Origin of the sequence: Citrobacter sp. CF971 (genome assembly GCF_006385635.1) — a bacterium.
In the GTDB taxonomy this organism is placed as follows: domain Bacteria; phylum Pseudomonadota; class Gammaproteobacteria; order Enterobacterales; family Enterobacteriaceae; genus Citrobacter; species Citrobacter freundii.
The window spans coordinates 3,654,739-3,678,543 of the sequence record NZ_CP041051.1; the positions used below are offsets into that span (position 1 = coordinate 3,654,739).

The 23,805-nt window shown below is 51.8% G+C and carries 16 protein-coding genes, 1 tRNA gene, 3 rRNA genes and 1 other annotated feature; of the genes, 9 read left to right on the forward strand and 11 right to left on the reverse strand.

The annotated features are described in order from the left end of the window. Positions 1–6 precede the first annotated feature (6 nt). A complete protein-coding gene (locus E6P06_RS21280; protein ID WP_003838362.1) occupies positions 7–1,086 on the reverse strand; it encodes a tRNA/rRNA methyltransferase in 1,080 nt (359 codons plus the stop codon). Between the two features lie 207 nt (positions 1,087–1,293). Between E6P06_RS21280 and trxC the strand changes: the two genes are divergently transcribed. The 5 genes from trxC to E6P06_RS21305 all read left to right on the forward strand — a co-directional run bounded on the left by trxC (position 1,294) and on the right by E6P06_RS21305 (position 7,016). Continuing rightward, positions 1,294–1,713 carry a thioredoxin TrxC gene (trxC, locus tag E6P06_RS21285; RefSeq protein ID WP_032937941.1) on the forward strand — a complete coding sequence of 140 codons (420 nt, stop codon included), beginning with the start codon at positions 1,294–1,296 and terminating at the stop codon, positions 1,711–1,713. A gap of 69 nt (positions 1,714–1,782) precedes the next feature. Further along, entirely contained in the window at positions 1,783–2,481 is a 699-nt protein-coding gene (gene tapT, locus E6P06_RS21290; protein WP_003847051.1) for a tRNA-uridine aminocarboxypropyltransferase, read from the forward strand. A gap of 36 nt (positions 2,482–2,517) precedes the next feature. Next, positions 2,518–5,178, forward strand: coding sequence for a protein lysine acetyltransferase (gene pat, locus E6P06_RS21295; protein WP_003037556.1), 2,661 nt, complete (start codon positions 2,518–2,520; stop codon positions 5,176–5,178). 114 nt (positions 5,179–5,292) lie between these two features. After that, positions 5,293–6,648 (forward strand): CDP-diacylglycerol--serine O-phosphatidyltransferase, encoded by a 1,356-nt coding sequence (gene pssA / locus E6P06_RS21300; RefSeq protein ID WP_008319601.1) that lies wholly within the window; start codon positions 5,293–5,295, stop codon positions 6,646–6,648. A gap of 32 nt (positions 6,649–6,680) precedes the next feature. Continuing rightward, entirely contained in the window at positions 6,681–7,016 is a 336-nt protein-coding gene (locus tag E6P06_RS21305) for a YfiM family lipoprotein (RefSeq protein ID WP_153687927.1), read from the forward strand. Here the strand turns inward: E6P06_RS21305 and E6P06_RS21310 are convergent. The 8 genes from E6P06_RS21310 to rluD form a co-directional block, all read right to left on the reverse strand. Continuing rightward, complete coding sequence (locus tag E6P06_RS21310) at positions 7,013–8,311, reverse strand: MFS transporter (protein WP_016150786.1); 1,299 nt, start codon at positions 8,309–8,311, stop codon at positions 7,013–7,015. The genes E6P06_RS21305 and E6P06_RS21310 overlap by 4 nt on opposite strands. A gap of 353 nt (positions 8,312–8,664) precedes the next feature. Continuing rightward, positions 8,665–8,780: ribosomal RNA gene (gene rrf / locus E6P06_RS21315) — 5S ribosomal RNA — on the reverse strand. Positions 8,781–8,870: 90 nt separating this feature from the next. Continuing rightward, positions 8,871–11,776, reverse strand: a 23S ribosomal RNA gene (locus E6P06_RS21320). 221 nt (positions 11,777–11,997) lie between these two features. After that, positions 11,998–12,073: transfer RNA gene (locus E6P06_RS21325), tRNA-Glu, on the reverse strand. Positions 12,074–12,157: 84 nt separating this feature from the next. Continuing rightward, positions 12,158–13,699: ribosomal RNA gene (locus E6P06_RS21330) — 16S ribosomal RNA — on the reverse strand. The 16S, 23S and 5S rRNA genes sit together here with 1 tRNA gene alongside, the layout of an rRNA operon. 438 nt (positions 13,700–14,137) lie before the next feature. Next, positions 14,138–16,711: an ATP-dependent chaperone ClpB gene (clpB, locus tag E6P06_RS21335; RefSeq protein ID WP_003031249.1), complete on the reverse strand. Its 2,574-nt coding sequence runs from the start codon at positions 16,709–16,711 to the stop codon at positions 14,138–14,140. A 129-nt stretch (positions 16,712–16,840) separates the two neighbouring features. Beyond that, positions 16,841–17,572, reverse strand: a complete 732-nt coding sequence (yfiH, locus tag E6P06_RS21340; protein ID WP_139935688.1) for a purine nucleoside phosphorylase YfiH — start codon at positions 17,570–17,572, stop codon at positions 16,841–16,843. Beyond that, positions 17,569–18,549, reverse strand: coding sequence for a 23S rRNA pseudouridine(1911/1915/1917) synthase RluD (gene rluD / locus E6P06_RS21345; protein WP_003031246.1), 981 nt, complete (start codon positions 18,547–18,549; stop codon positions 17,569–17,571). Before rluD ends, yfiH begins: the two co-directional genes overlap by 4 nt. A 131-nt stretch (positions 18,550–18,680) precedes the next feature. On the opposite strand from rluD, the gene bamD reads away from it, so the two are divergent. The 4 genes from bamD to pheA all read left to right on the forward strand — a co-directional run bounded on the left by bamD (position 18,681) and on the right by pheA (position 21,436). Next, positions 18,681–19,418: an outer membrane protein assembly factor BamD gene (bamD, locus tag E6P06_RS21350; protein WP_003031245.1), complete on the forward strand. Its 738-nt coding sequence runs from the start codon at positions 18,681–18,683 to the stop codon at positions 19,416–19,418. Between the two features lie 268 nt (positions 19,419–19,686). Then, on the forward strand, positions 19,687–20,025 hold the full coding sequence (raiA, locus tag E6P06_RS21355; protein ID WP_003031244.1) for a ribosome-associated translation inhibitor RaiA: 339 nt from the start codon (positions 19,687–19,689) through the stop codon (positions 20,023–20,025). Between the two features lie 102 nt (positions 20,026–20,127). Further along, positions 20,128–20,253, forward strand: a sequence feature (Phe leader region). After that, positions 20,129–20,176, forward strand: a complete 48-nt coding sequence (pheL, locus tag E6P06_RS21360) for a pheA operon leader peptide PheL (RefSeq protein ID WP_100250063.1) — start codon at positions 20,129–20,131, stop codon at positions 20,174–20,176. It overlaps the preceding feature by 48 nt. Before the next feature lie 22 nt (positions 20,254–20,275). Further along, the gene (gene pheA / locus E6P06_RS21365) at positions 20,276–21,436 is read left to right on the forward strand and encodes a bifunctional chorismate mutase/prephenate dehydratase (RefSeq protein ID WP_003839850.1); all 1,161 of its coding nucleotides are present in this window, start codon (positions 20,276–20,278) and stop codon (positions 21,434–21,436) included. A 96-nt stretch (positions 21,437–21,532) separates the two neighbouring features. On the opposite strand, the gene tyrA is transcribed toward pheA, so the two are convergent. After that, positions 21,533–22,654: a bifunctional chorismate mutase/prephenate dehydrogenase gene (gene tyrA, locus E6P06_RS21370; RefSeq protein ID WP_003031242.1), complete on the reverse strand. Its 1,122-nt coding sequence runs from the start codon at positions 22,652–22,654 to the stop codon at positions 21,533–21,535. Positions 22,655–22,664: 10 nt separating this feature from the next. Beyond that, complete coding sequence (aroF, locus tag E6P06_RS21375) at positions 22,665–23,735, reverse strand: 3-deoxy-7-phosphoheptulonate synthase AroF (protein WP_003031241.1); 1,071 nt, start codon at positions 23,733–23,735, stop codon at positions 22,665–22,667. Between the last annotated feature and the right edge of the window lie 70 nt (positions 23,736–23,805).

Below are 23,805 nucleotides of genomic sequence, written 5' to 3' on the forward strand. Positions count from 1 at the left end.
TTATTATCAGGCTTTGTTCTGACGCCACCACTCCGCGAGCAAAACGCCGGTCGCGACAGAAACATTGAGCGTTTCTACCTTGCCGGTACCGTCAATCGCCACGCACAGGTCGTCGGCTGAACATGCTGCTTCTGGCAGAGCTTCACGCTCACGCCCTAATACCAGCACCATTTTTTCCGGCAGCGCGGTAGTAAACAGCGGTTTACCTTTCACGCTTGAGGTCATCACTACCGTGTAACCCGCGTTACGGAAATCGTCCAACACATCGACAATGCTGTCACCGGTAATCGGCTGAACATGCTCTGCTCCACCTTCAGCAGTACGGATAGCCGCCCCCGATTCCAGCAGCGCCGCATCCTGAACCACCACGCCTTTCACACCGAAGTGCGCGCAGCTACGCATCATACCGCCCAGGTTATGCGGGTTAGCGATATCTTCCAGTGCCAGCACGCAATCCTGCGCCCCTGCCTGACTGACCCACTGCTTAACGGTGGTGCCGTTACGTTTTTTGATCAGGAAACAGACGCCACCGTGGTGTTCAGTGCCAGAGGCTTTCGCCAGCTCGGCTTCGTCAACCACGTGATAGGCTTTGCGGTTTGCCGCCATCCAGCGTAATGCTTCTTTAAAACGCGGGGTTACGCTCTGAACAAACCAGGCGCGGACGATAGCGTCCGGACGACTCTGGAACAGAGCCTGACAGGCATTCTCACCGTAAACGCGGGTTTCTTCCGCGCGCTGACGGCGTAATACTTCAGGATCGATAAAGCTCTTACCGCTAATACCGCCGTGATCGGCTTTATCCGCTGCGTCATCATTCGGTGCGCGGGAAACGGTACGCCACGGTGAATCTTCACGTCTGCGGTCGCGTTCTACATCGCGGTCACGCCCGCGTTCACGACCACGTTCGCTGTTCGGACCCTTTCGTTCATCACGGGCAGGGCGACGACCGCCTTCGGCTCGGGAAGTACCGGGGCGACCGCCGCCTTTGCCAGTACGTGGATTTTGGGTGCGTTTATCCGAGTCATCGTCACTGCGGACGTACATCACTTTGACCTTGCCGTTTTTGTTCTTCAGTTCGTCGCTCATGTTTTTCTCCACCTGCTCTGCGCGAAGCGCGCAGATTACCCGATGTGCACGTCGTTAGCCATTATTTCATTTAAAAGCTAAGGACTATTGTACTCATTGAATAAAACGCATTGTTGTTTAGAACAGACTCTCCGATAATATGTAACATAATAGAAACATACTGGCGTTTATGCCGTGAAGTCCACTCCACTCATCCAGAGGTTAGTTATGAATACCGTTTGTACCAGCTGCCAGGCTATCAACCGCATCCCTGACGATCGTGTCCAGGAAGCGGCTAAATGCGGACGCTGTGGTCACGACCTGTTTGATGGGGAGGTGATCAATGCGACCGGTGAGACACTGGATAAACTGTTAAAAGACGATCTTCCGGTGGTCGTTGACTTTTGGGCCCCCTGGTGTGGTCCATGTCGTAACTTCGCCCCGATTTTTGAAGATGTCGCGGAAGAGCGTAGCGGCAAAGTGCGTTTTGTTAAAGTGAATACGGAAGCCGAGCGTGAACTCAGCGCCCGTTTCGGTATCCGCAGCATTCCGACCATCATGATCTTCAGAAAAGGTGAAATCGTCGACATGCTTAACGGCGCTGTACCAAAAGCCCCGTTTGATAACTGGCTTAACGAATCATTATAATCTCTACGGGGCGCATCTTGTGCCCCGTTTTCACCTCTGCGACAATAGCGTTTTTCAACGTGTTTCCCCATGACCGATAACGCTGTTCTTCAGTTACGCGCTGAGCGCCTCGCGCGCGCCACGCGTCCTTTCCTTGCCCGAGGTAATCGCGTTCGCCGCTGTCAACGCTGCCTGCTGCCGCAGAAGCTCTGCTTGTGCGCAACTCTGGCGCCCTCTGAGGCAAAAAGTCGCTTTTGTCTGGTGATGTTTGATACCGAGCCGATGAAGCCCAGCAACACGGGGCGTTTAATTGCCGATATTCTGCCCGATACCACGGCTTTTCAGTGGTCGCGTACCGAGCCGCCGCAGGCGCTGCTGGAACTGGTGAAAAATCCGGATTACCAGCCGATGGTTGTATTCCCGGCCTCCTATGCGGGTGAAGAGCGTGAAGTGATTTTCACGCCACCAGCCGGTAAGCCCCCATTGTTTATCATGCTCGACGGCACCTGGCCTGAGGCGCGTAAAATGTTCCGCAAAAGCCCGTACCTCGATAACCTGCCGGTGATCTCTGTTGATTTATCACGCCTTTCTGCTTACCACCTGCGTGGCGTTCACGCCGAAGGGCAATATTGCACAGCCGAGGTGGCCATCGCCTTGTTGGATCTGGCGGGAGATACGCAAGCCGCAGAAGGGTTAAGCGATCATTTTACTCGCTTTAAAACCCGCTACCTGGCAGGAAAAACTCAACATCAGGGAAACGTCACAGCAGATTCATCAGAAAACGTTTAAAATCATTCGGTCACTGGTGTCATTAAGGAAGCCGATATGAGTCAGCGTGGTCTGGAAGCACTATTGCGACCGAAATCCATTGCGGTGATTGGGGCGTCAATGAAGCCTAATCGCGCAGGTTACCTGATGATGCGTAACCTGCTTGCTGGCGGTTTCAATGGACCTGTTTTACCGGTGACGCCCGCATGGAAAGCGGTGTTGGGCGTACTGGCGTGGCCCAATATCAACAGCCTGCCTTTTAGCCCCGATCTCGCCGTGTTGTGCACCAATGCCAGCCGTAACCTGGCATTACTCGAAGCACTTGGCGAGAAAGGTTGTAAAACCTGCATTATTCTCTCAGCACCCTCGGCGCAGCACGCGGAGCTGCTGGCCTGCGCATCACGCTACAACATACGTCTTCTGGGTCCCAACAGCCTGGGACTTCTCGCCCCCTGGCAAGGACTTAACGCCAGCTTTTCCCCCGTCCCGATTAAGCGCGGCAAGCTGGCTTTCATCTCTCAATCCGCCGCCGTGTCCAATACCATACTCGACTGGGCACAGCAGAGAGAAATGGGCTTTTCTTACTTTATCGCGCTGGGTGATAGCCTGGATATCGACGTTGATGAGCTACTGGATTACCTGGCACGCGACAGTAAAACCAGCGCGATATTGCTGTATCTCGAACATTTAAGTGATGCCCGGCGCTTTGTTTCCGCCGCCCGTAGCGCCTCGCGCAATAAACCTATTCTGGTGATTAAGAGCGGTCGCAGCCCTGCAGCGCAGCGTTTACTGCATACCAGCGCCGGGATGGACCCTGCGTGGGATGCAGCTATTCAGCGCGCCGGTTTACTGCGCGTACAAGACACTCACGAGCTGTTCTCAGCAGTCGAAACCTTGAGCCACATGCGTCCACTACGTGGCGACAGGCTAATGATCATCAGCAATGGGGCCGCGCCTGCCGCACTGGCATTAGATGAACTGTGGTCAAAAAATGGCAAGTTGGCGACGTTGAATGAAGACACCTGCCAGAAATTACGCGATGCCTTGCCTGAACATGTTGATATCGCCAACCCACTGGATCTGCGTGATGACGCCAGCAGCGAACACTACGTTAAGACGCTGGATATTTTGCTCGCCAGCCAGGATTTCGACGCGTTGATGGTGATTCATTCACCCAGCGCAGCCGCTCCCGGAACCGAAAGCGCACAGGCATTGATTGAAGCGGTAAAGCATCATCCCCGAGGAAAATTCGTCTCGTTGCTGACCAACTGGTGCGGAGAGTTTTCCTCACAGGAAGCACGCAGACTGTTTAGCGAAGCCGGATTACCAACCTACCGCACGCCTGAAGGCACTATCACTGCATTTATGCATATGGTGGAGTACCGGCGTAACCAGAAGCAACTGCGTGAAACGCCTGCGCTACCCGACAATCTGACCACCAACACCGCCGAAGCGCATAATCTGTTACAACAGGCGATTGCAGAAGGCGCAACGTCGCTGGATACTCATGAAGTTCAGCCTATTTTACAGGCCTATGGCTTACATACACTGCCGACATGGATCGCCAGCGACAGCGCGGAGGCCGTACACATCGCGGAGCAAATCGGCTACCCGGTGGCGCTCAAGCTGCGTTCTCCTGATATCCCGCATAAGTCGGAAGTTCAGGGGGTAATGCTCTACCTGCGTACAGCAACAGAAGTGCAGCAGGCTGCCAATGCAATTTTCGATCGGGTAAAAATGGCCTGGCCGCAGGCACGCATTCACGGTTTATTAGTACAAAGTATGGCGAATCGCGCTGGTGCTCAAGAACTTCGCGTCGTCGTTGAACACGACCCGGTATTTGGTCCGTTGATTATGCTGGGTGAAGGTGGTGTTGAGTGGCGACCGGAAGAGCAAGCAGTGGTGGCCTTGCCGCCATTGAACATGAATCTGGCGCGTTATCTGGTGATCCAGGGGATCAAAAATAAAAAGATCCGCGCTCGCAGCGCACTACGTCCGCTGGATATCGCCGGGTTGAGCCAACTTCTGGTGCAGGTCTCCAACCTGATCGTCGACTGCCCGGAAATTCAGCGTCTGGATATTCATCCTCTGCTGGCCTCCGCCGAAGAATTTACCGCGCTGGACGTTACGCTGGATATTGCCCCTTTCGCGGGAGATAACGAAAGCAGGCTGGCTGTACGTCCCTACCCCCATCAGCTTGAAGAGTGGGTGGAGTTGAAGAACGGCGAGCGCTGTCTGTTCCGCCCCATTTTACCGGAGGATGAACCTCATCTACAGCAGTTCATTTCTCAAGTGACAAAAGAAGATCTTTATTATCGCTATTTCAGTGAGATCAATGAATTTACCCACGAAGATTTAGCCAATATGACGCAGATCGACTACGATCGGGAAATGGCTTTTGTTGCGGTGCGTTGTAAAGATAATCACGAAGAGATCCTCGGCGTAACGCGAGCAATCTCGGATCCTGATAACGTAGATGCTGAGTTTGCCGTACTGGTTCGTTCCGATCTCAAAGGGCTTGGACTGGGTCGCCGATTGATGGAAAAATTAATTGCATATACCCGAGATCACGGACTTATACGTTTGAATGGTATTACGATGCCAAACAATCGTGGGATGGTCGCCCTGGCCCGAAAACTCGGGTTTGTTGTTGACGTCCAGCTCGAAGAGGGAATTGTTGGGCTAACGCTTAATCTGGCCCAATGTGAGGAATCGTGAGTAAGGTACTGGAAATGTTGACCACATTAATGGGTACTGGTGGTATCATTGCCCGCTTATGTCGTCTGCATAGCACAGAGGACCCTTCAATGAACAGAGAAGAAATGCACTGTGATGTTGTCAAAATTTAAGCGTAATAAACATCAACAACACCTTGCCCAACTACCCAAGATTTCTCAGTCAGTTGATGATGTAGATTTCTTTTATGCTCCCGCTAATTTCAGGGAGACTCTGCTGGAAAAAATAGCCAGCGCGACGCGACGGATCTGCATTATTGCGCTGTACCTGGAACAGGATGACGGTGGTAAAGGCATACTTGACGCTCTCTATGCGGCAAAACGGCAGCGTCCTGAACTGGATGTCCGGGTACTTGTCGACTGGCACAGAGCTCAGCGCGGTCGTATTGGGGCTGCGGCATCCAATACTAATGCTGACTGGTATTGCCGAATGGCGCAAGAAAACCCTGGTATCGATATTCCTGTTTATGGCGTTCCGATTAACACCCGTGAAGCGCTTGGCGTCCTGCATTTCAAAGGCTTTATTATCGATGACAGCGTCCTGTACAGCGGGGCCAGTCTGAACGATGTTTACCTGCATCAGCATGATAAATATCGCTATGACCGTTATCAGTTGATTCGCAATGCGCAAATGGCCGATATCATGTTCGATTGGGTTACGCAGAACCTGATAAAGGGTCGCGGCGTTAACCGCCTTGATGATATCAACCGACCTAAAAGCCCGGAAATTAAAAACGATATCCGCCTGTACCGCCAAGAACTGCGTGATGCGTCATTCCATTTTCAGGGTGATGCTGATAACGAACAGCTTTCGGTTACGCCTCTGGTGGGCCTTGGGAAATCCAGTCTGTTAAATAAGACCATTTTCCATCTTATGCCCTGCGCGGAGCACAAACTCACAATCTGTACCCCTTATTTCAACCTGCCCGCCATACTGGTGCGCAATATCATTCAACTGCTGCGTGAAGGGAAAAAGGTTGAAATCATTGTCGGTGATAAAACCGCCAACGACTTTTTCATTCCAGAAGATGAGCCATTCAAGATCATCGGCGCGCTGCCTTATCTGTATGAAATAAATCTGCGCCGTTTCCTGAGCAGATTGCAGTATTACGTGAATACCGACCAGCTGGTCGTACGCCTATGGAAAGATGATGACAACACCTATCATCTGAAAGGTATGTGGGTTGATGATAAATGGATGCTGCTCACCGGCAACAACCTTAACCCTCGCGCCTGGCGTCTGGATCTGGAAAACGCCATCCTTATCCACGATCCTAAGCAAGAGCTGACTCCCCAGCGCGATAAAGAGCTGGAGCTTATCCGTACGCATACTACCGTCGTTAAGCACTATCGCGACCTGCAAAGTATTGCTGACTATCCAGTCAAAGTGCGTAAGCTCATTCGTCGACTACGCCGTATTCGTATCGACAGATTAATTAGCCGTATTCTGTAATCAAGACCCCGTCCAGTGACGGGGTTTTTCATATGGAGGCAACGGTGCGCCTGTTCATTCTTACCAGCATCCTGGCCATTTCTGGCTGCAGCCACATGGCTAACGACCAGTGGAGTGGGCAAGACAAAGCTCAACACTTCATCGCCTCCGCCATGCTTGCCGCAGCCGGCAATGAATATGCCCAACATCAGGGCAACAGCCGCGATCGCAGTGCGGCTATCGGCCTGATGTTCTCAGTCAGCCTGGGCGCGTCAAAAGAACTGTGGGACAGCCGTCCCGCAGGGAGCGGCTGGAGCTGGAAGGACTTCGCCTGGGATGTTGCAGGCGCGTCTACCGGCTATGCGGTCTGGCAACTGGCACATTACTAGAGGCGCAGACCTTTCCCCTTCCCATGCAACATCAGCGATACTAAAAACGCGACAACTGCCAGCGCGGTGACGTACCAGAAGAATGTCGTTTCCATACCGACAGACTTCAGGGATAACGCCACATATTCAGCTGAGCCACCAAACAGGGCATTAGCCACCGCATAAGATAAGCCAACTCCCAGAGCGCGCACCTGCGCCGGGAACATCTCAGCCTTCAAAATACCGCTGATTGACGTATAGAAACTCACGATTAACAGGGCACTCATCACCAAAGCAAACGCCATATACGGGGATGTTACGCTTTGCAATGCTGTCAGAATGGGAACAGTGAAAATCGCAGCCAACGCGCCAAAACACAGCATTGAAGTACGCCGGCCAATCTTATCTGACAAAGCGCCGAACAGCGGTTGAACCAGCATGAACACACACAGTGCCGCCGTCATAATCCCGCTGGCTACGTTGGCATGCATACCAGCGGTATTGACCAGGTATTTCTGCATGTAGGTTGTGAACGTGTAAAAACACAACGAACCCGCGGCGGTAAAGCCAAGCACCATGACAAAGGCTTTGCGATTACGCCACAGACCTTTCAGGGAACCTGCTTCTTTCAGCGCGCGAACGTCCTGTTTCGAGGTTTCATCCAGTTGGCGACGCAGCCATAGCGCAACAATAGCCAGCACGGCGCCCAACGCAAATGGAATACGCCACCCCCACGCTCTGAGCGCAGAGTCTTCTAACGTGTGCTGTAATATGACCACAACCAACAATGCCAGTAACTGCCCGCCGATTAACGTCACGTACTGGAATGAAGCATAAAAACCTTTCTTACCTTCAACGGCAACTTCACTCATATAGGTCGCGCTGGTTCCGTATTCACCACCTACAGATAACCCCTGGAATAGTCTGGCCAGCAGTAATAACGCAGGGGCCCAGGTACCGATAGTTTCATATCCCGGTAGACAAGCGATCACCAACGATCCCATACACATCATACAAACGGACAGCAACATGGACTTTTTACGCCCGTGCTTATCCGCAATACGGCCAAACAACCAGCCTCCAATTGGTCGCATCAAGAAGCCTGCGGCAAACACGCCGGCGGTTTGTAAGAGTTGTGTGGTGGTATTTCCTGATGGGAAAAAGATATGAGCAAAATAAAGAGAACAGAAAGAGTAGATATAGAAATCAAACCATTCGACCAGATTCCCTGATGATGCTCCGACAATCGCCCATATACGACGGCGGGTATCGCCGTCTGCCAGCGCCCCGTTCTCAGTTACACTACTATCAGCCATTAGAATTGTACCCCTGCCAACGATCGCATGAATTTATCAATGATGGTTGTGTGTTTTTTGGTGAATTAAATGTTATATAATTGTTATATATTATTATGCAGGAAAGATCACGATTTTAATTAGCAGAGAAAGGATTCAGATATGTTCGAGGGAGAGATCCGTGTAGTAGATCGAGACAGTGTGCTTTTGTTAGTCGATTAAGGCGGTTAGGTCGAATCCAGCAATCTGCCGCCGGAATTGCGTGATGCGCTGCGCTTATCAGGCCTGCACAATACGTTCAGCCCGGCGGTTTTTACCCCGCACACACGCAAAAAAGCCCATCCGTCAGGATGGGCTTCTTCACTTTAATTGATGCCTGGCAGTTCCCTACTCTCGCATGGGGAGACCCCACACTACCATCGGCGCTACGGCGTTTCACTTCTGAGTTCGGCATGGGGTCAGGTGGGACCACCGCGCTACAGCCGCCAGGCAAATTCTGTTATTAACCCGCTTTTCGCCAGTTAATGTAATCTGTATCAAGCTGAATGTCGTCTCTTCGCCAAAACATCTTCGGCGTTGTAAGGTTAAGCCTCACGGTTCATTAGTATCGGTTAGCTCAATGTATCGCTACACTTACACACCCGACCTATCAACGTCATCGTCTTTAACGTTCCTTCAGGAGACTTAAAGTCTCAGGGAGAACTCATCTCGGGGCAAGTTTCGTGCTTAGATGCTTTCAGCACTTATCTCTTCCGCATTTAGCTACCGGGCAATGCCATTGGCATGACAACCCGAACACCAGTGATGCGTCCACTCCGGTCCTCTCGTACTAGGAGCAGCCCCCTCAATTCTCCAGCGCCCACGGCAGATAGGGACCGAACTGTCTCACGACGTTCTAAACCCAGCTCGCGTACCACTTTAAATGGCGAACAGCCATACCCTTGGGACCTACTTCAGCCCCAGGATGTGATGAGCCGACATCGAGGTGCCAAACACCGCCGTCGATATGAACTCTTGGGCGGTATCAGCCTGTTATCCCCGGAGTACCTTTTATCCGTTGAGCGATGGCCCTTCCATTCAGAACCACCGGATCACTAAGACCTGCTTTCGCACCTGCTCGAGCCGTCACTCTCGCAGTCAAGCTAGCTTATGCCTTTGCACTAACCTCCTGATGTCCGACCAGGATTAGCTAACCTTCGTGCTCCTCCGTTACTCTTTAGGAGGAGACCGCCCCAGTCAAACTACCCACCAGACACTGTCCGCAACCCGGATTACGGGTCCACGTTAGAACACCAGCCATTAAAGGGTGGTATTTCAAGGATGGCTCCATGCAGACTGGCGTCCACACTTCAAAGCCTCCCACCTATCCTACACATCAAGGACCAGTGTTCAGTGTCAAGCTATAGTAAAGGTTCACGGGGTCTTTCCGTCTTGCCGCGGGTACACTGCATCTTCACAGCGAGTTCAATTTCACTGAGTCTCGGGTGGAGACAGCCTGGCCATCATTACGCCATTCGTGCAGGTCGGAACTTACCCGACAAGGAATTTCGCTACCTTAGGACCGTTATAGTTACGGCCGCCGTTTACCGGGGCTTCGATCAAGAGCTTCTCCTTACGGATAACCCCATCAATTAACCTTCCGGCACCGGGCAGGCGTCACACCGTATACGTCCACTTTCGTGTTTGCACAGTGCTGTGTTTTTAATAAACAGTTGCAGCCAGCTGGTATCTTCGACTGATTTCAGCTCCATGAGTAAATCACTTCACCTACATATCAGCGTGCCTTCTCCCGAAGTTACGGCACCATTTTGCCTAGTTCCTTCACCCGAGTTCTCTCAAGCGCCTTGGTATTCTCTACCTGACCACCTGTGTCGGTTTGGGGTACGATTTCGTGTTACCTGATGCTTAGAGGCTTTTCCTGGAAGCAGGGCATTTGTTACTTCAGCACCGTAGTGCCTCGTCATCACACCTCAGCGTTAAAAAGGTACCGGATTTACCTGGAACCTCCGCCTACATGCTTAAACCGGGACAACCGTCGCCCGGCTAACATAGCCTTCTCCGTCCCCCCTTCGCAGTAACACCAAGTACAGGAATATTAACCTGTTTCCCATCGACTACGCCTTTCGGCCTCGCCTTAGGGGTCGACTCACCCTGCCCCGATTAACGTTGGACAGGAACCCTTGGTCTTCCGGCGTGCGGGTTTTTCACCCGCATTATCGTTACTTATGTCAGCATTCGCACTTCTGATACCTCCAGCATACCTCACGATACACCTTCAACGGCTTACAGAACGCTCCCCTACCCAACAACACATAGTGTCGCTGCCGCAGCTTCGGTGCATGGTTTAGCCCCGTTACATCTTCCGCGCAGGCCGACTCGACCAGTGAGCTATTACGCTTTCTTTAAATGATGGCTGCTTCTAAGCCAACATCCTGGCTGTCTGTGCCTTCCCACATCGTTTCCCACTTAACCATGACTTTGGGACCTTAGCTGGCGGTCTGGGTTGTTTCCCTCTTCACGACGGACGTTAGCACCCGCCGTGTGTCTCCCGTGATAACATTCTTCGGTATTCGCAGTTTGCATCGGGTTGGTAAGTCGGGATGACCCCCTAGCCGAAACAGTGCTCTACCCCCGAAGATGAGTTCACGAGGCGCTACCTAAATAGCTTTCGGGGAGAACCAGCTATCTCCCGGTTTGATTGGCCTTTCACCCCCAGCCACAAGTCATCCGCTAATTTTTCAACATTAGTCGGTTCGGTCCTCCAGTTAGTGTTACCCAACCTTCAACCTGCCCATGGCTAGATCACCGGGTTTCGGGTCTATACCCTGCAACTTAACGCCCAGTTAAGACTCGGTTTCCCTTCGGCTCCCCTATACGGTTAACCTTGCTACAGAATATAAGTCGCTGACCCATTATACAAAAGGTACGCAGTCACCTAACAAGTAGGCTCCCACTGCTTGTACGTACACGGTTTCAGGTTCTTTTTCACTCCCCTCGCCGGGGTTCTTTTCGCCTTTCCCTCACGGTACTGGTTCACTATCGGTCAGTCAGGAGTATTTAGCCTTGGAGGATGGTCCCCCCATATTCAGACAGGATACCACGTGTCCCGCCCTACTCTTCGAGTTCACAACCTGTGCATTTTGGTGTACGGGACTATCACCCTGTACCGTCGGACTTTCCAGACCGTTCCACTAACACACAAGCTGATTCAGACTCTGGGCTGCTCCCCGTTCGCTCGCCGCTACTGGGGGAATCTCGGTTGATTTCTTTTCCTCGGGGTACTTAGATGTTTCAGTTCCCCCGGTTCGCTTCATTACGCTATGTATTCACGTAATGATAGTGTGACGGATCACACTGGGTTTCCCCATTCGGAAATCGCCGGTTATAACGGTTCATATCACCTTACCGACGCTTATCGCAGATTAGCACGTCCTTCATCGCCTCTGACTGCCAGGGCATCCACCGTGTACGCTTAGTCGCTTAACCTCACAACCCGAAGATGTTTCTTTCGATTCATCATCGACTTGCAAAAATTTGAGAGACTCGAACACACCGCTTTTCATTTCTTATTACGGAGAAATGAAACAGTGTGTCGTTTCAATTTTCAGCTTGATCCAGATTTTTAAAGAGCAAATATCTCAAACGTCACCCGAAGGTAAGTTTTGAGATACTGAGGTCGGCGACTTTCACTCACACATACCAGCAAGTGGCGTCCCCTAGGGGATTCGAACCCCTGTTACCGCCGTGAAAGGGCGGTGTCCTGGGCCTCTAGACGAAGGGGACGTGAAGTCTCAATCGCAAGACGCCTTGCTATTTACTTTTCATCAGACAATCTGTGTGAGCACTACAAAGGCAGGTTCTTTAAGGTAAGGAGGTGATCCAACCGCAGGTTCCCCTACGGTTACCTTGTTACGACTTCACCCCAGTCATGAATCACAAAGTGGTAAGCGCCCTCCCGAAGGTTAAGCTACCTACTTCTTTTGCAACCCACTCCCATGGTGTGACGGGCGGTGTGTACAAGGCCCGGGAACGTATTCACCGTGGCATTCTGATCCACGATTACTAGCGATTCCGACTTCATGGAGTCGAGTTGCAGACTCCAATCCGGACTACGACATACTTTATGAGGTCCGCTTGCTCTCGCGAGGTCGCTTCTCTTTGTATATGCCATTGTAGCACGTGTGTAGCCCTACTCGTAAGGGCCATGATGACTTGACGTCATCCCCACCTTCCTCCAGTTTATCACTGGCAGTCTCCTTTGAGTTCCCGACCGAATCGCTGGCAACAAAGGATAAGGGTTGCGCTCGTTGCGGGACTTAACCCAACATTTCACAACACGAGCTGACGACAGCCATGCAGCACCTGTCTCAGAGTTCCCGAAGGCACCAAAGCATCTCTGCTAAGTTCTCTGGATGTCAAGAGTAGGTAAGGTTCTTCGCGTTGCATCGAATTAAACCACATGCTCCACCGCTTGTGCGGGCCCCCGTCAATTCATTTGAGTTTTAACCTTGCGGCCGTACTCCCCAGGCGGTCGACTTAACGCGTTAGCTCCGGAAGCCACGCCTCAAGGGCACAACCTCCAAGTCGACATCGTTTACGGCGTGGACTACCAGGGTATCTAATCCTGTTTGCTCCCCACGCTTTCGCACCTGAGCGTCAGTCTTTGTCCAGGGGGCCGCCTTCGCCACCGGTATTCCTCCAGATCTCTACGCATTTCACCGCTACACCTGGAATTCTACCCCCCTCTACAAGACTCTAGCCTGCCAGTTTCGGATGCAGTTCCCAGGTTGAGCCCGGGGATTTCACATCCGACTTGACAGACCGCCTGCGTGCGCTTTACGCCCAGTAATTCCGATTAACGCTTGCACCCTCCGTATTACCGCGGCTGCTGGCACGGAGTTAGCCGGTGCTTCTTCTGCGAGTAACGTCAATCGTTGCGGTTATTAACCACAACGCCTTCCTCCTCGCTGAAAGTACTTTACAACCCGAAGGCCTTCTTCATACACGCGGCATGGCTGCATCAGGCTTGCGCCCATTGTGCAATATTCCCCACTGCTGCCTCCCGTAGGAGTCTGGACCGTGTCTCAGTTCCAGTGTGGCTGGTCATCCTCTCAGACCAGCTAGGGATCGTCGCCTAGGTGAGCCGTTACCCCACCTACTAGCTAATCCCATCTGGGCACATCCGATGGTGTGAGGCCCGAAGGTCCCCCACTTTGGTCTTGCGACGTTATGCGGTATTAGCTACCGTTTCCAGTAGTTATCCCCCTCCATCGGGCAGTTTCCCAGACATTACTCACCCGTCCGCCACTCGTCACCCAAGGAGCAAGCTCCTTTGTGCTACCGTTCGACTTGCATGTGTTAGGCCTGCCGCCAGCGTTCAATCTGAGCCATGATCAAACTCTTCAATTTAAGTTTGATGCTCGTGAATTAAACTTCGTAATGAATTACGTGTTCACTCAGAGACTTGGTATTCATTTTTCGTCTTGCGACGTTAAGAATCCGTATCTTCGAGTGCCCACACAGATTGTCTGATAAATTGTTAAAGAGCAGTGCCGCTTCGCTTTTTCTCAGCGGCGCGGGGTGTGCATATTACGCTATCCCGCTGCGAAGTCAAGCATTTAATTTCGCTTTCTTCGCCGGAGTTCTCAGTGGAACCCCGCTGACCCGGCGGCTTATAATCCGTTGTTCCGTGTCAGTGGAGGCGCATTATAGGGAGTTATTTCAGGCTGACAAGTTAAAAATATAAAAAACTTATCAAGCGATTACTTTTCAATCAATACGTCTATTTTCGCCTGAATTTTAAACAAAAACGAGCCCCGCAGGGCCCGTTTATTGTTGTTTTGTGACTTACTGCACTGCCACGATGCGATCGTCATTCACTTCCAGACGAATCGTTTTGCCCGGAATCAGTTCACCAGACAGAATTTGCTGCGCCAGCGGGTTTTCGATCTGCTGCTGGATAGCACGTTTCAATGGACGTGCGCCATATACCGGATCGTAACCATTCGCGCTCAGCAGTTTAAGCGCCTCGTCAGAAATATGGATTTCATAGCCACGTTCTTCCAGACGTTTGTACAGACGCTGCAGCTGAATCTGAGCAATAGAAGCAATGTGCTGCTCACCCAACGGATGGAATACAACAACCTCATCTATACGGTTGATGAATTCCGGTCGGAAGTTATGGCTCACGACGCCCAGCACCATATCTTTCATGTGGCCGTAATCCAGCTCACCAAAGCGTTCCTGGATTAGATCAGACCCCAGGTTTGAGGTCATGATGACAACCGTATTACGGAAGTCGACCGTTCTTCCCTGTCCGTCAGTCAGACGACCATCGTCAAGCACCTGCAGCAGAATGTTGAACACATCCGGGTGCGCTTTTTCCACTTCATCCAGCAGGATGACAGAGTAAGGACGACGACGTACTGCTTCCGTCAGATACCCACCTTCTTCATAACCGACATATCCCGGAGGTGCCCCAACCAAGCGAGACACCGAGTGTTTCTCCATAAACTCGGACATATCGATACGCACCATTGCGTCGTCACTGTCGAACATAAAGTTTGCCAGCGCTTTGCACAGTTCGGTTTTACCGACCCCGGTTGGACCAAGGAACAAGAATGAACCAATCGGACGATTCGGATCGGACAAGCCCGCGCGGCTACGACGGATGGCGTTAGAAACGGCTTCCACCGCTTCGTTCTGACCAATCACACGGCTGTGCAGCTCCTGTTCCATACGCAACAGTTTTTCCCGTTCGCCTTCCAGCATGCGAGCAACCGGGATCCCGGTCCAGCGCGCCAGCACCTCAGCAATTTCAGCATCCGTGACTTTATTACGCAGCAGACGCATGGTTTTGCCTTCAGACTGAGTGGCTGCTTCCAGCTGTTTTTCCAGTTCAGGAATTTTGCCGTACTGCAGTTCAGACATCCGCGCCAGGTCGCCAACGCGGCGCGCCTGTTCGATGGCGATTTTTGCCTGCTCCAGCTCAGCCTTGATAGTTTGCGTTCCCGAGAGGGAGGCTTTTTCAGCTTTCCACTCTTCCTCTAACTCAGAATACTGGCGCTCTTTGTCGTCCAGCTCTTCGTTGAGCATATCGAGACGTTTTTTACTTGCCTCATCAGACTCTTTCATTAATGCCTGCTGTTCCAGTTTGAGCTGGATAATACGGCGGTCGAGTCTGTCGAGTTCCTCCGGCTTGGAGTCAATCTGCATACGAATGCTGGATGCCGCTTCGTCAATAAGGTCGATAGCTTTATCCGGTAACTGACGATCGGCAATATAACGATGAGACAACGTAGCTGCCGCAACAATCGCCGGGTCAGTAATCTGCACATGATGGTGCAGCTCATAACGTTCTTTCAGGCCACGCAAGATTGCGATGGTGTCTTCCACTGAAGGTTCAGCCACAAACACTTTCTGGAAACGACGTTCCAGCGCCGCATCTTTTTCGATGTACTGGCGATATTCATCAAGCGTTGTGGCGCCTACGCAGTGCAGTTCCCCGCGAGCCAGCGCTGGTTTCAGCATGTTCCCGGCGTCCATCGCGCCATCGGCTTTACCCGCCCCAACCATGGTATGCAATTCGTCGATAAACAGAATGACGTTGCCTTCCTGTTTCGAGAGATCGTTCAGCACACCTTTTAAGCGTTCTTCAAACTCACCGCGATATTTGGCCCCAGCCACCAGCGCGCCCATATCCAGCGCCAGTACACGACGGCCTTTTAAGCCCTCCGGCACTTCACCATTGATGATGCGTTGGGCCAGCCCTTCAACAATGGCTGTTTTACCGACACCGGGTTCACCGATTAACACTGGGTTATTTTTAGTACGACGTTGCAGCACCTGAATGGTACGGCGAATTTCTTCATCACGGCCGATAACTGGATCGAGTTTGCCCTGTTCAGCACGTTCAGTCAGATCGACGGTATATTTTTTCAAGGCCTGACGTTGGTCTTCAGCCCCCTGGTCATTCACGCTTTCACCTCCACGCATTTGTTCAATTGCCTGAGTGATATTGGCGGTCGTCGCCCCTGCTGATTTTAATAAATCGGTCAGCGTACCGCGTGACTCAAGCACCGCCAGAACGAACAGTTCTGACGAAATAAAGTTGTCCCCACGTTTTTGCGCCAGCTTGTCGCAAAGATTCAGTACACGCACCAGTTCCTGAGAAGGCTGCACATCACCGCCGGTACCTTCTACCTGCGGCAAACGGCTCAACGCCTGGTCAATGGCTGTACGTAACTGGCCAGCATTAATGCCAGCAGACGTTAATAAAGGACGTACCGATCCCCCTTCCTGATTCAGCAAGGCGCTCATTAGATGAAGTGGTTCGATGAATTGATTGTCGTGCCCCAATGCGAGTGACTGGGCATCGGCAAGAGCAAGCTGGAATTTATTGGTAAGACGATCCAGACGCATAACTCCTCCCATAACAGGTCAAAATTGCTACTGGAGATTAAATGAGGTCATCCCTCAATTATTCAAGGTGAATGACCTGAATTATGTGAAAAGAAAATTACACGTACCGGATCGTCTTGATTCTTTAGGTTATATCAGCCAAATAAAACTTGCCATACGACCCGTGGTATTGTCGCGACGATAAGAGAAGAACGTCTCACTTTCACTAAAGGTGCAACGGTCGCCGCCGTGGAGGTTCTCCACGCCGACATTTGCCAGCCGCTGACGGGCAAGCTGGTAGATATCCGCCAGATACTTGTTGCCGCGCGGTACAAATGCGAGATCCGCTTGCGGATCTTTCGTCATGAATGCCTCGCGAACTTCTGCTCCCACTTCAAAGGCGTTTGGGCCTATCGCCGGACCTAGCCAGGCAATAATGTTTTCAGGTTCGTCGGCAAAACACGCCACCGTCTCTTCCAGCACGCCAGCGCATAATCCTCGCCAACCCGCATGGGCCGCAGCCACTTCCGTCCCGGCGCGATTGCAAAACAGCACCGGCAGACAATCAGCGGTCATTACCGCACACACTGTGCCCGGCGTGTTGCTATACGACGCATCTGCGCGTTTGGAGGCGTAAGGCCCGCCTGTCAGTTTCAGGACATCCTTACCGTGGACCTGCTCCAGCCAGACCGGCTTTGACGGCAGATTGCCCGCAGCAAACAGTCGTTTGCGGTTCTCTTCAACATGCTCCGGGTTATCGCCGCAATGGGCGCCCAGATTCAGCGAATCGTAAGGCGGCATACTGACTCCGCCAATACGGGTAGAACTACACGCCGCGACACCTTGCGGTATCGGCCACTGCGGAACAATTAGCTTACTCATAGCCAGGCAATATCATCCTTATGTTCTTCGAAATCAGCGCGCATCACTTCAATCAATTGCACCATATCTTGTGGGATCGGCGCATGCCATTCCATTTCGATACCGGAAATCGGGTGATACAAACGCAGCATGGTCGCATGTAGCGCCTGGCGGTCGAACTTACGCAGTACGGAGATAAATTCGTCAGAAGCGCCTTTCGGTGGACGTGGACGACCGCCGTAGACCTGATCGCCCACCAGCGGATGAGTGATATGTGCCATGTGCACGCGGATCTGGTGCGTACGTCCGGTTTCCAGACGCAACCGCAGACGCGTGTGCACACGGAAGTGTTCCATAATGCGATAGTGCGTTACCGCCGGTTTCCCCATTGGGTGTACCGCCATGTGCGTACGCTTGGTCGGGTGACGGCTAATCGGTTCCTCAACGGTTCCGCCAGCAGTCATGTGACCAATTGCTACGGCTTCGTACTCACGGGTAATTTCGCGCAGCTGCAATGACTCAACCAGACGTGTTTGTGCCGGAACCGTTTTTGCCACCACCATTAATCCGGTCGTGTCTTTATCCAGACGGTGTACGATACCGGCACGAGGAACATCCGCGATTGGCGGGTAGTAATGCAGTAACGCATTCAATACCGTACCATCAGGATTCCCGGCGCCCGGATGTACTACAAGGTCACGGGGTTTGTTGATGACAAGAATATCATCATCTTCATAAACGATATCCAGTGGGATATCCTGAGGTTCAAAACGAACCTCTTCATCAATTTCTGCATTGATGGAGACACGCTCTCCACCCAACACTTTTTCTTTCGGTTTATCGCAAAGATTGCCATTTACCAGCACGCGCTGGTCGAGGATCCATTCTTTTATGCGCGATCGCGAATAATCAGGGAACAATTCGGCCAAAGCCTGATCTAAGCGTTGACCGAGCTGATTTTCGGAGACTGTTGCGGTGAGTTCTACTCGTTGTGCCATAAACTGCTTCTTCGTTTAACGTTGGGTTTTACGGCTTTGCCGTTTAATATAGTGTGCTATTGTAGCTGGTCTTAACCGGGAGCAGGAACAGAGAATCTCCCGTATTACATTTTGAGGAAAGTCAAAACGTCATGACGCGCATGAAATATCTGGTGGCAGCAGCCACGTTGAGCCTGTTTTTGGCGGGTTGCTCTGGTTCAAAGGAAGAGGTGCCCGATAATCCGCCAAATGAAATCTACGCGACTGCTCAGCAAAAGCTGCAGGACGGTAACTGGAAACAGGCAATAACGCAATTGGAAGCGTTGGATAACCGTTATCCATTTGGACCGTATTCTCAGCAGGTGCAATTAGATCTCATCTACGCCTACTACAAAAACGCCGATCTGCCACTTGCTCAGGCTGCTATCGATCGTTTTATCCGTCTTAACCCGACACACCCTAACATTGATTATGTCATGTATATGCGTGGCCTGACCAATATGGCGTTGGATGATAGCGCACTGCAAGGATTCTTTGGTGTTGATCGCAGCGATCGCGATCCCCAACACGCCCGAGCTGCGTTTAATGACTTTTCCAAACTGGTACGTGGCTATCCGAACAGCCAGTACACCACTGATGCCACCAAACGTCTGGTGTTCCTGAAAGATCGTCTGGCGAAGTATGAATATTCTGTTGCGGAATACTACACTGCCCGCGGTGCATGGGTTGCCGTGGTAAACCGTGTGGAAGGCATGCTGCGCGACTACCCTGATACTCAGGCAACACGTGATGCTCTGCCGTTAATGGAAAAAGCTTATCGCCAGATGCAGATGAATGCGCAGGCAGAAAAAGTAGCGAAAATCATTGCCGCTAACAGCAGCAATACCTGATTTGCCTCAGAATGCAAAACGGCAGCCAAGGGCTGCCGTTTTTTTATCCGTTAACGCTACAACTGAAGCGGTTTAGCTCCGACGCATCCCATCAAATATGGCCTGCTTTCAGGTATTCCTCAAGTAAAAAATCGCCTGTTCCTGCGGTGCCTCACAAAAAGGTTTTCTTGACAAAAAGCGACAAAAAAATGTGATTTACATCACGCATTTTGACATTGGGAACGGTATGCTGGAATCACCAAGACGGGAAAGACAAGAGGTAAAATTTATGACAATGAACATTACCAGTAAACAAATGGAAATTACTCCGGCAATTCGCCAGCATGTCGCAGACCGTCTCGCCAAACTAGAAAAATGGCAAACTCATCTGATTAATCCACATATCATTCTGTCTAAGGAGCCACAGGGTTTCATTGCTGATGCCACCATCAATACACCGAACGGACATCTGGTCGCCAGCGCAAAACACGAGGATATGTACACCGCAATTAACGATTTGATCAACAAGCTGGAACGGCAGCTCAATAAAGTGCAGCACAAAGGCGAAGCCCGTCGTGCAACAACTTCAGTCAAAGACGCCAACTTCGTCGAAGCAGAAGAAGAGTAGTCCCTTACATTGAGTGTATCGCCAACGCGCCTTCGGGCGCGTTTTTTGTTGACAGGGTGAAAACAGTACGGGTACTTTACTGACGTAGCCAAAGGAAAATTACATGAAACTTGTTCCGTTCTTCTTCGCATTCTTTTTTACCTTCCCCTGAATGGGAGGCGTTTCGTCGTGTGATAAAGAATGCGAAGACGAACAATAAGGCCTCCCACAACGGGGGGCCTTTTTTATTGATAACAAGAAAGGCAACACTATGACATCGGAAAACCCATTGCTGGCGCTGCGCGATAAGATCAGCACGCTGGATGAAAAATTACTGGCCCTGCTGGCTGAGCGACGTGGACTGGCCGTAGAAGTTGGTAAAGCTAAACTGCTTTCACATCGTCCGGTACGAGATATTGACCGTGAACGTGACCTGTTGGACCGCCTGATTCAGTTGGGCAAAGCACATCATCTCGATGCTCACTACATTACCCGCCTGTTCCAGCTCATAATCGAAGACTCCGTCCTGACTCAACAGGCTCTGCTCCAGCAACACCTGAACAAAATTAACCCACACTCCGCGCGCGTGGCCTTCCTGGGGCCAAAAGGATCATATTCCCATCTGGCAGCACGTCAGTACGCCGCCCGCCATTTTGAACAATTTATTGAAAGCGGCTGCGCAAAATTTGCCGATATCTTTAATCAGGTCGAAACCGGACAGGCTGACTATGCTGTGGTTCCGATTGAAAACACCAGCTCCGGTGGGATTAACGACGTTTACGACCTGCTGCAGCACACCAGCCTGTCTATTGTTGGCGAGATGACCATTACGATAGACCACTGTGTACTGGTGTCCGGCACTACGGATCTTGAGACCATTGAAACGGTATACAGCCATCCGCAGCCGTTCCAGCAGTGCAGCAAGTTCCTGAATCGCTACCCGCACTGGAAGATTGAGTACACTGAAAGCACCTCTGCGGCAATGGAAAAAGTTGCGCAGGCTAACTCACCGCATGTGGCGGCCCTGGGGAGCGAAGCCGGAGGCGTACTGTATGGTTTGCAGGTTCTCGAGCATATTGAGGCTAACCAGTCGCAAAACATCACCCGCTTCGTGGTGCTGGCACGTAAAGCAATCAATGTATCCGACCAGGTTCCGGCAAAAACCACGTTGCTGATGGCAACAGGACAACAGGCCGGTGCTCTGGTAGAAGCATTGCTGGTGCTGCGTAACCATAATCTGATTATGACTAAACTGGAGTCACGCCCGATTCACGGCAATCCGTGGGAAGAGATGTTTTATCTTGATATCCAGGCCAACCTGGAATCGCCCCAAATGCAAAAAGCATTGAAAGAGCTGGGTGAGATTACACGTTCGATGAAAGTACTGGGATGCTATCCGAGTGAGAACGTGGTGCCGGTCGATCCGAGCTAACGTTTGACAATGCCGGATGGCACTACGCTTATCCGGCCTACAATTCATGCGATTTTTGTAGGCCGGATAAATCGAAGCCGCCATCCTGCGTCTTAATTAAGGACGGCTGTCATTCGCCTGGCGTAACAAAGTACGGCTTTCACTCTGGAAGCGTTTCGCATAATCACCAAACCAATGCTCCACCTTACGGAAACTGTCGATAAACGCTTGCTTATCGCCCTGCTCCAGTAAACCGATCGCCTCACCAAAACGTTGGTAGTAGCGTTTGATCAGCGCAAGGTTGCTCTCAGACGACATAATAATATCGGCATAGAGCTGCGGATCCTGGGCAAACAGACGGCCAACCATCGCCAGTTCAAGACGGTAAATCGGCGAAGAGAGCGCCAGCAGCTGCTCCAGTTGAACATTCTCTTCCGCTAAATGCAGACCGTAAGCAAAGGTCGCAAAGTGACGCAATGCCTGAATAAACGCCATGTTCTGATCGTGTTCAACGGCGCTGATCCGATGTAGTCGTGCACCCCATACCTGAATCTGTTCCAGAAACCACTGATAGGCTTCCGGCTGACGTCCATCACACCAGACGACGACCTGCTTTGCCAAGCTGCCACTGTCCGGACCAAACATTGGGTGTAACCCCACCACCGGGCCATCATGTGCAGCCAGCATCGCCTGCAAAGGACCATTTTTCACTGAAGCCAGATCCACCAGGATGCAGTCAGACGGCAGACGCGGTAGTTTGGCGATCACCTGCTCGGTGATGTGGATCGGCACACTGACGATCACCATCCCAGCATCAGAGACGATCTCCGGCGCGCGATCCCAATCCTGCTGTTCCAGGATCCGCACCTGGTAACCTGACAGGGTGAGCATTTTTTCAAACAGACGCCCCATCTGACCGCCGCCACCGACGATCACTACCGGCCGCAGAGAAGGACAAAGCGTTTTAAACCCTTTGTCGTTCTCACTGGAATAGGACTCACGCATAACGCGGCGTAGCACATCTTCAATCAGGTCCGGCGGCACGCCAAGGGCTTCCGCTTCTGCCCGGCGAGAGGCAAGCATAGAGGCTTCCCGTTCCGGCACGTAAATCGGCAACCCAAAACGGCTTTTTACTTCACCAACTTCGGCAACCAGCTCCAGGCGGCGTGCCAGTAAATCCAGCAGCGCCTTGTCGACTTCATCAATTTGATCGCGTAATGCGGTCAATTCAGCAACCATAACCAACCTCTTATGCTACACGCGCCGACAGCTGACCGTTTAAATCTTGACTAATTTCACGCAGCAGCGCATCCGTCATTTCCCAGCTAATGCAGGCATCGGTTACGGACACGCCGTATTTCATTTCGCTGCGCGGCTGTTCAGAAGACTGGTTGCCTTCGTGAATATTACTTTCAATCATCAAACCAATGATCGAGCGATTGCCATCTTTGATTTGTGCAATTACGGATTCAGCCACGGCAGGCTGACGGCGGTAATCTTTATTGGAATTACCATGACTGCAATCTACCATCAGAGAAGGTCGTAGTCCCGCCTGCTCCATCTCTTTTTCGCACTGGGCGACATCTGCCGGGCTGTAGTTCGGCGCTTTACCCCCGCGCAGGATCACGTGGCCGTCCGGATTCCCCTGAGTTTGCAACAGCGCAACCTGTCCGGCCTGATTAATACCAACAAAGCGGTGCGACTGCGCAGCCGCACGCATGGCGTTAATGGCGGTCGCCAGGCTACCGTCAGTACCATTCTTAAAGCCAACCGGCATCGAAAGACCGGAAGCCATTTCGCGGTGTGTCTGCGATTCCGTGGTACGGGCTCCGATTGCGGACCAGCTAAACAGATCGCCCAGGTATTGCGGGCTATTTGGATCCAGCGCTTCAGTTGCCAGCGGCAGTCCCATATTTACCAGTTCAAGCAGCAGCTGGCGCGCAATTTTCAGACCTGCTTCAACATCAAAAGAGCCATCCATATGAGGATCGTTAATTAACCCTTTCCAGCCAACGGTGGTACGGGGTTTTTCAAAATAGACGCGCATCACCAGGTAGAGGCTATCGCTGACCTCTGCGGCAAGGGCTTTAAATCGACGAGCATACTCAATAGCCATTTCAGGATCGTGAATGGAGCATGGGCCACATACGACCAGCAGGCGCGGATCGCGACCGGAGATAATATCTGAGATGGTTTTACGCGACTGGGCGATTTGCGCCTCTTGCTCCTGGCTCAGCGGAAATTCAGCTTTCAGCTGCTCCGGGGTCATCAGAACCTGTTCGTCGGTAATATGTACGTTGTTCAGCGCGTCTTTTTGCATGATGGTGATCCTGTTTAGCTCGTTTGCGATAGTTGATCCTCAGCGAGGAGGAAATAACGATACCACAACA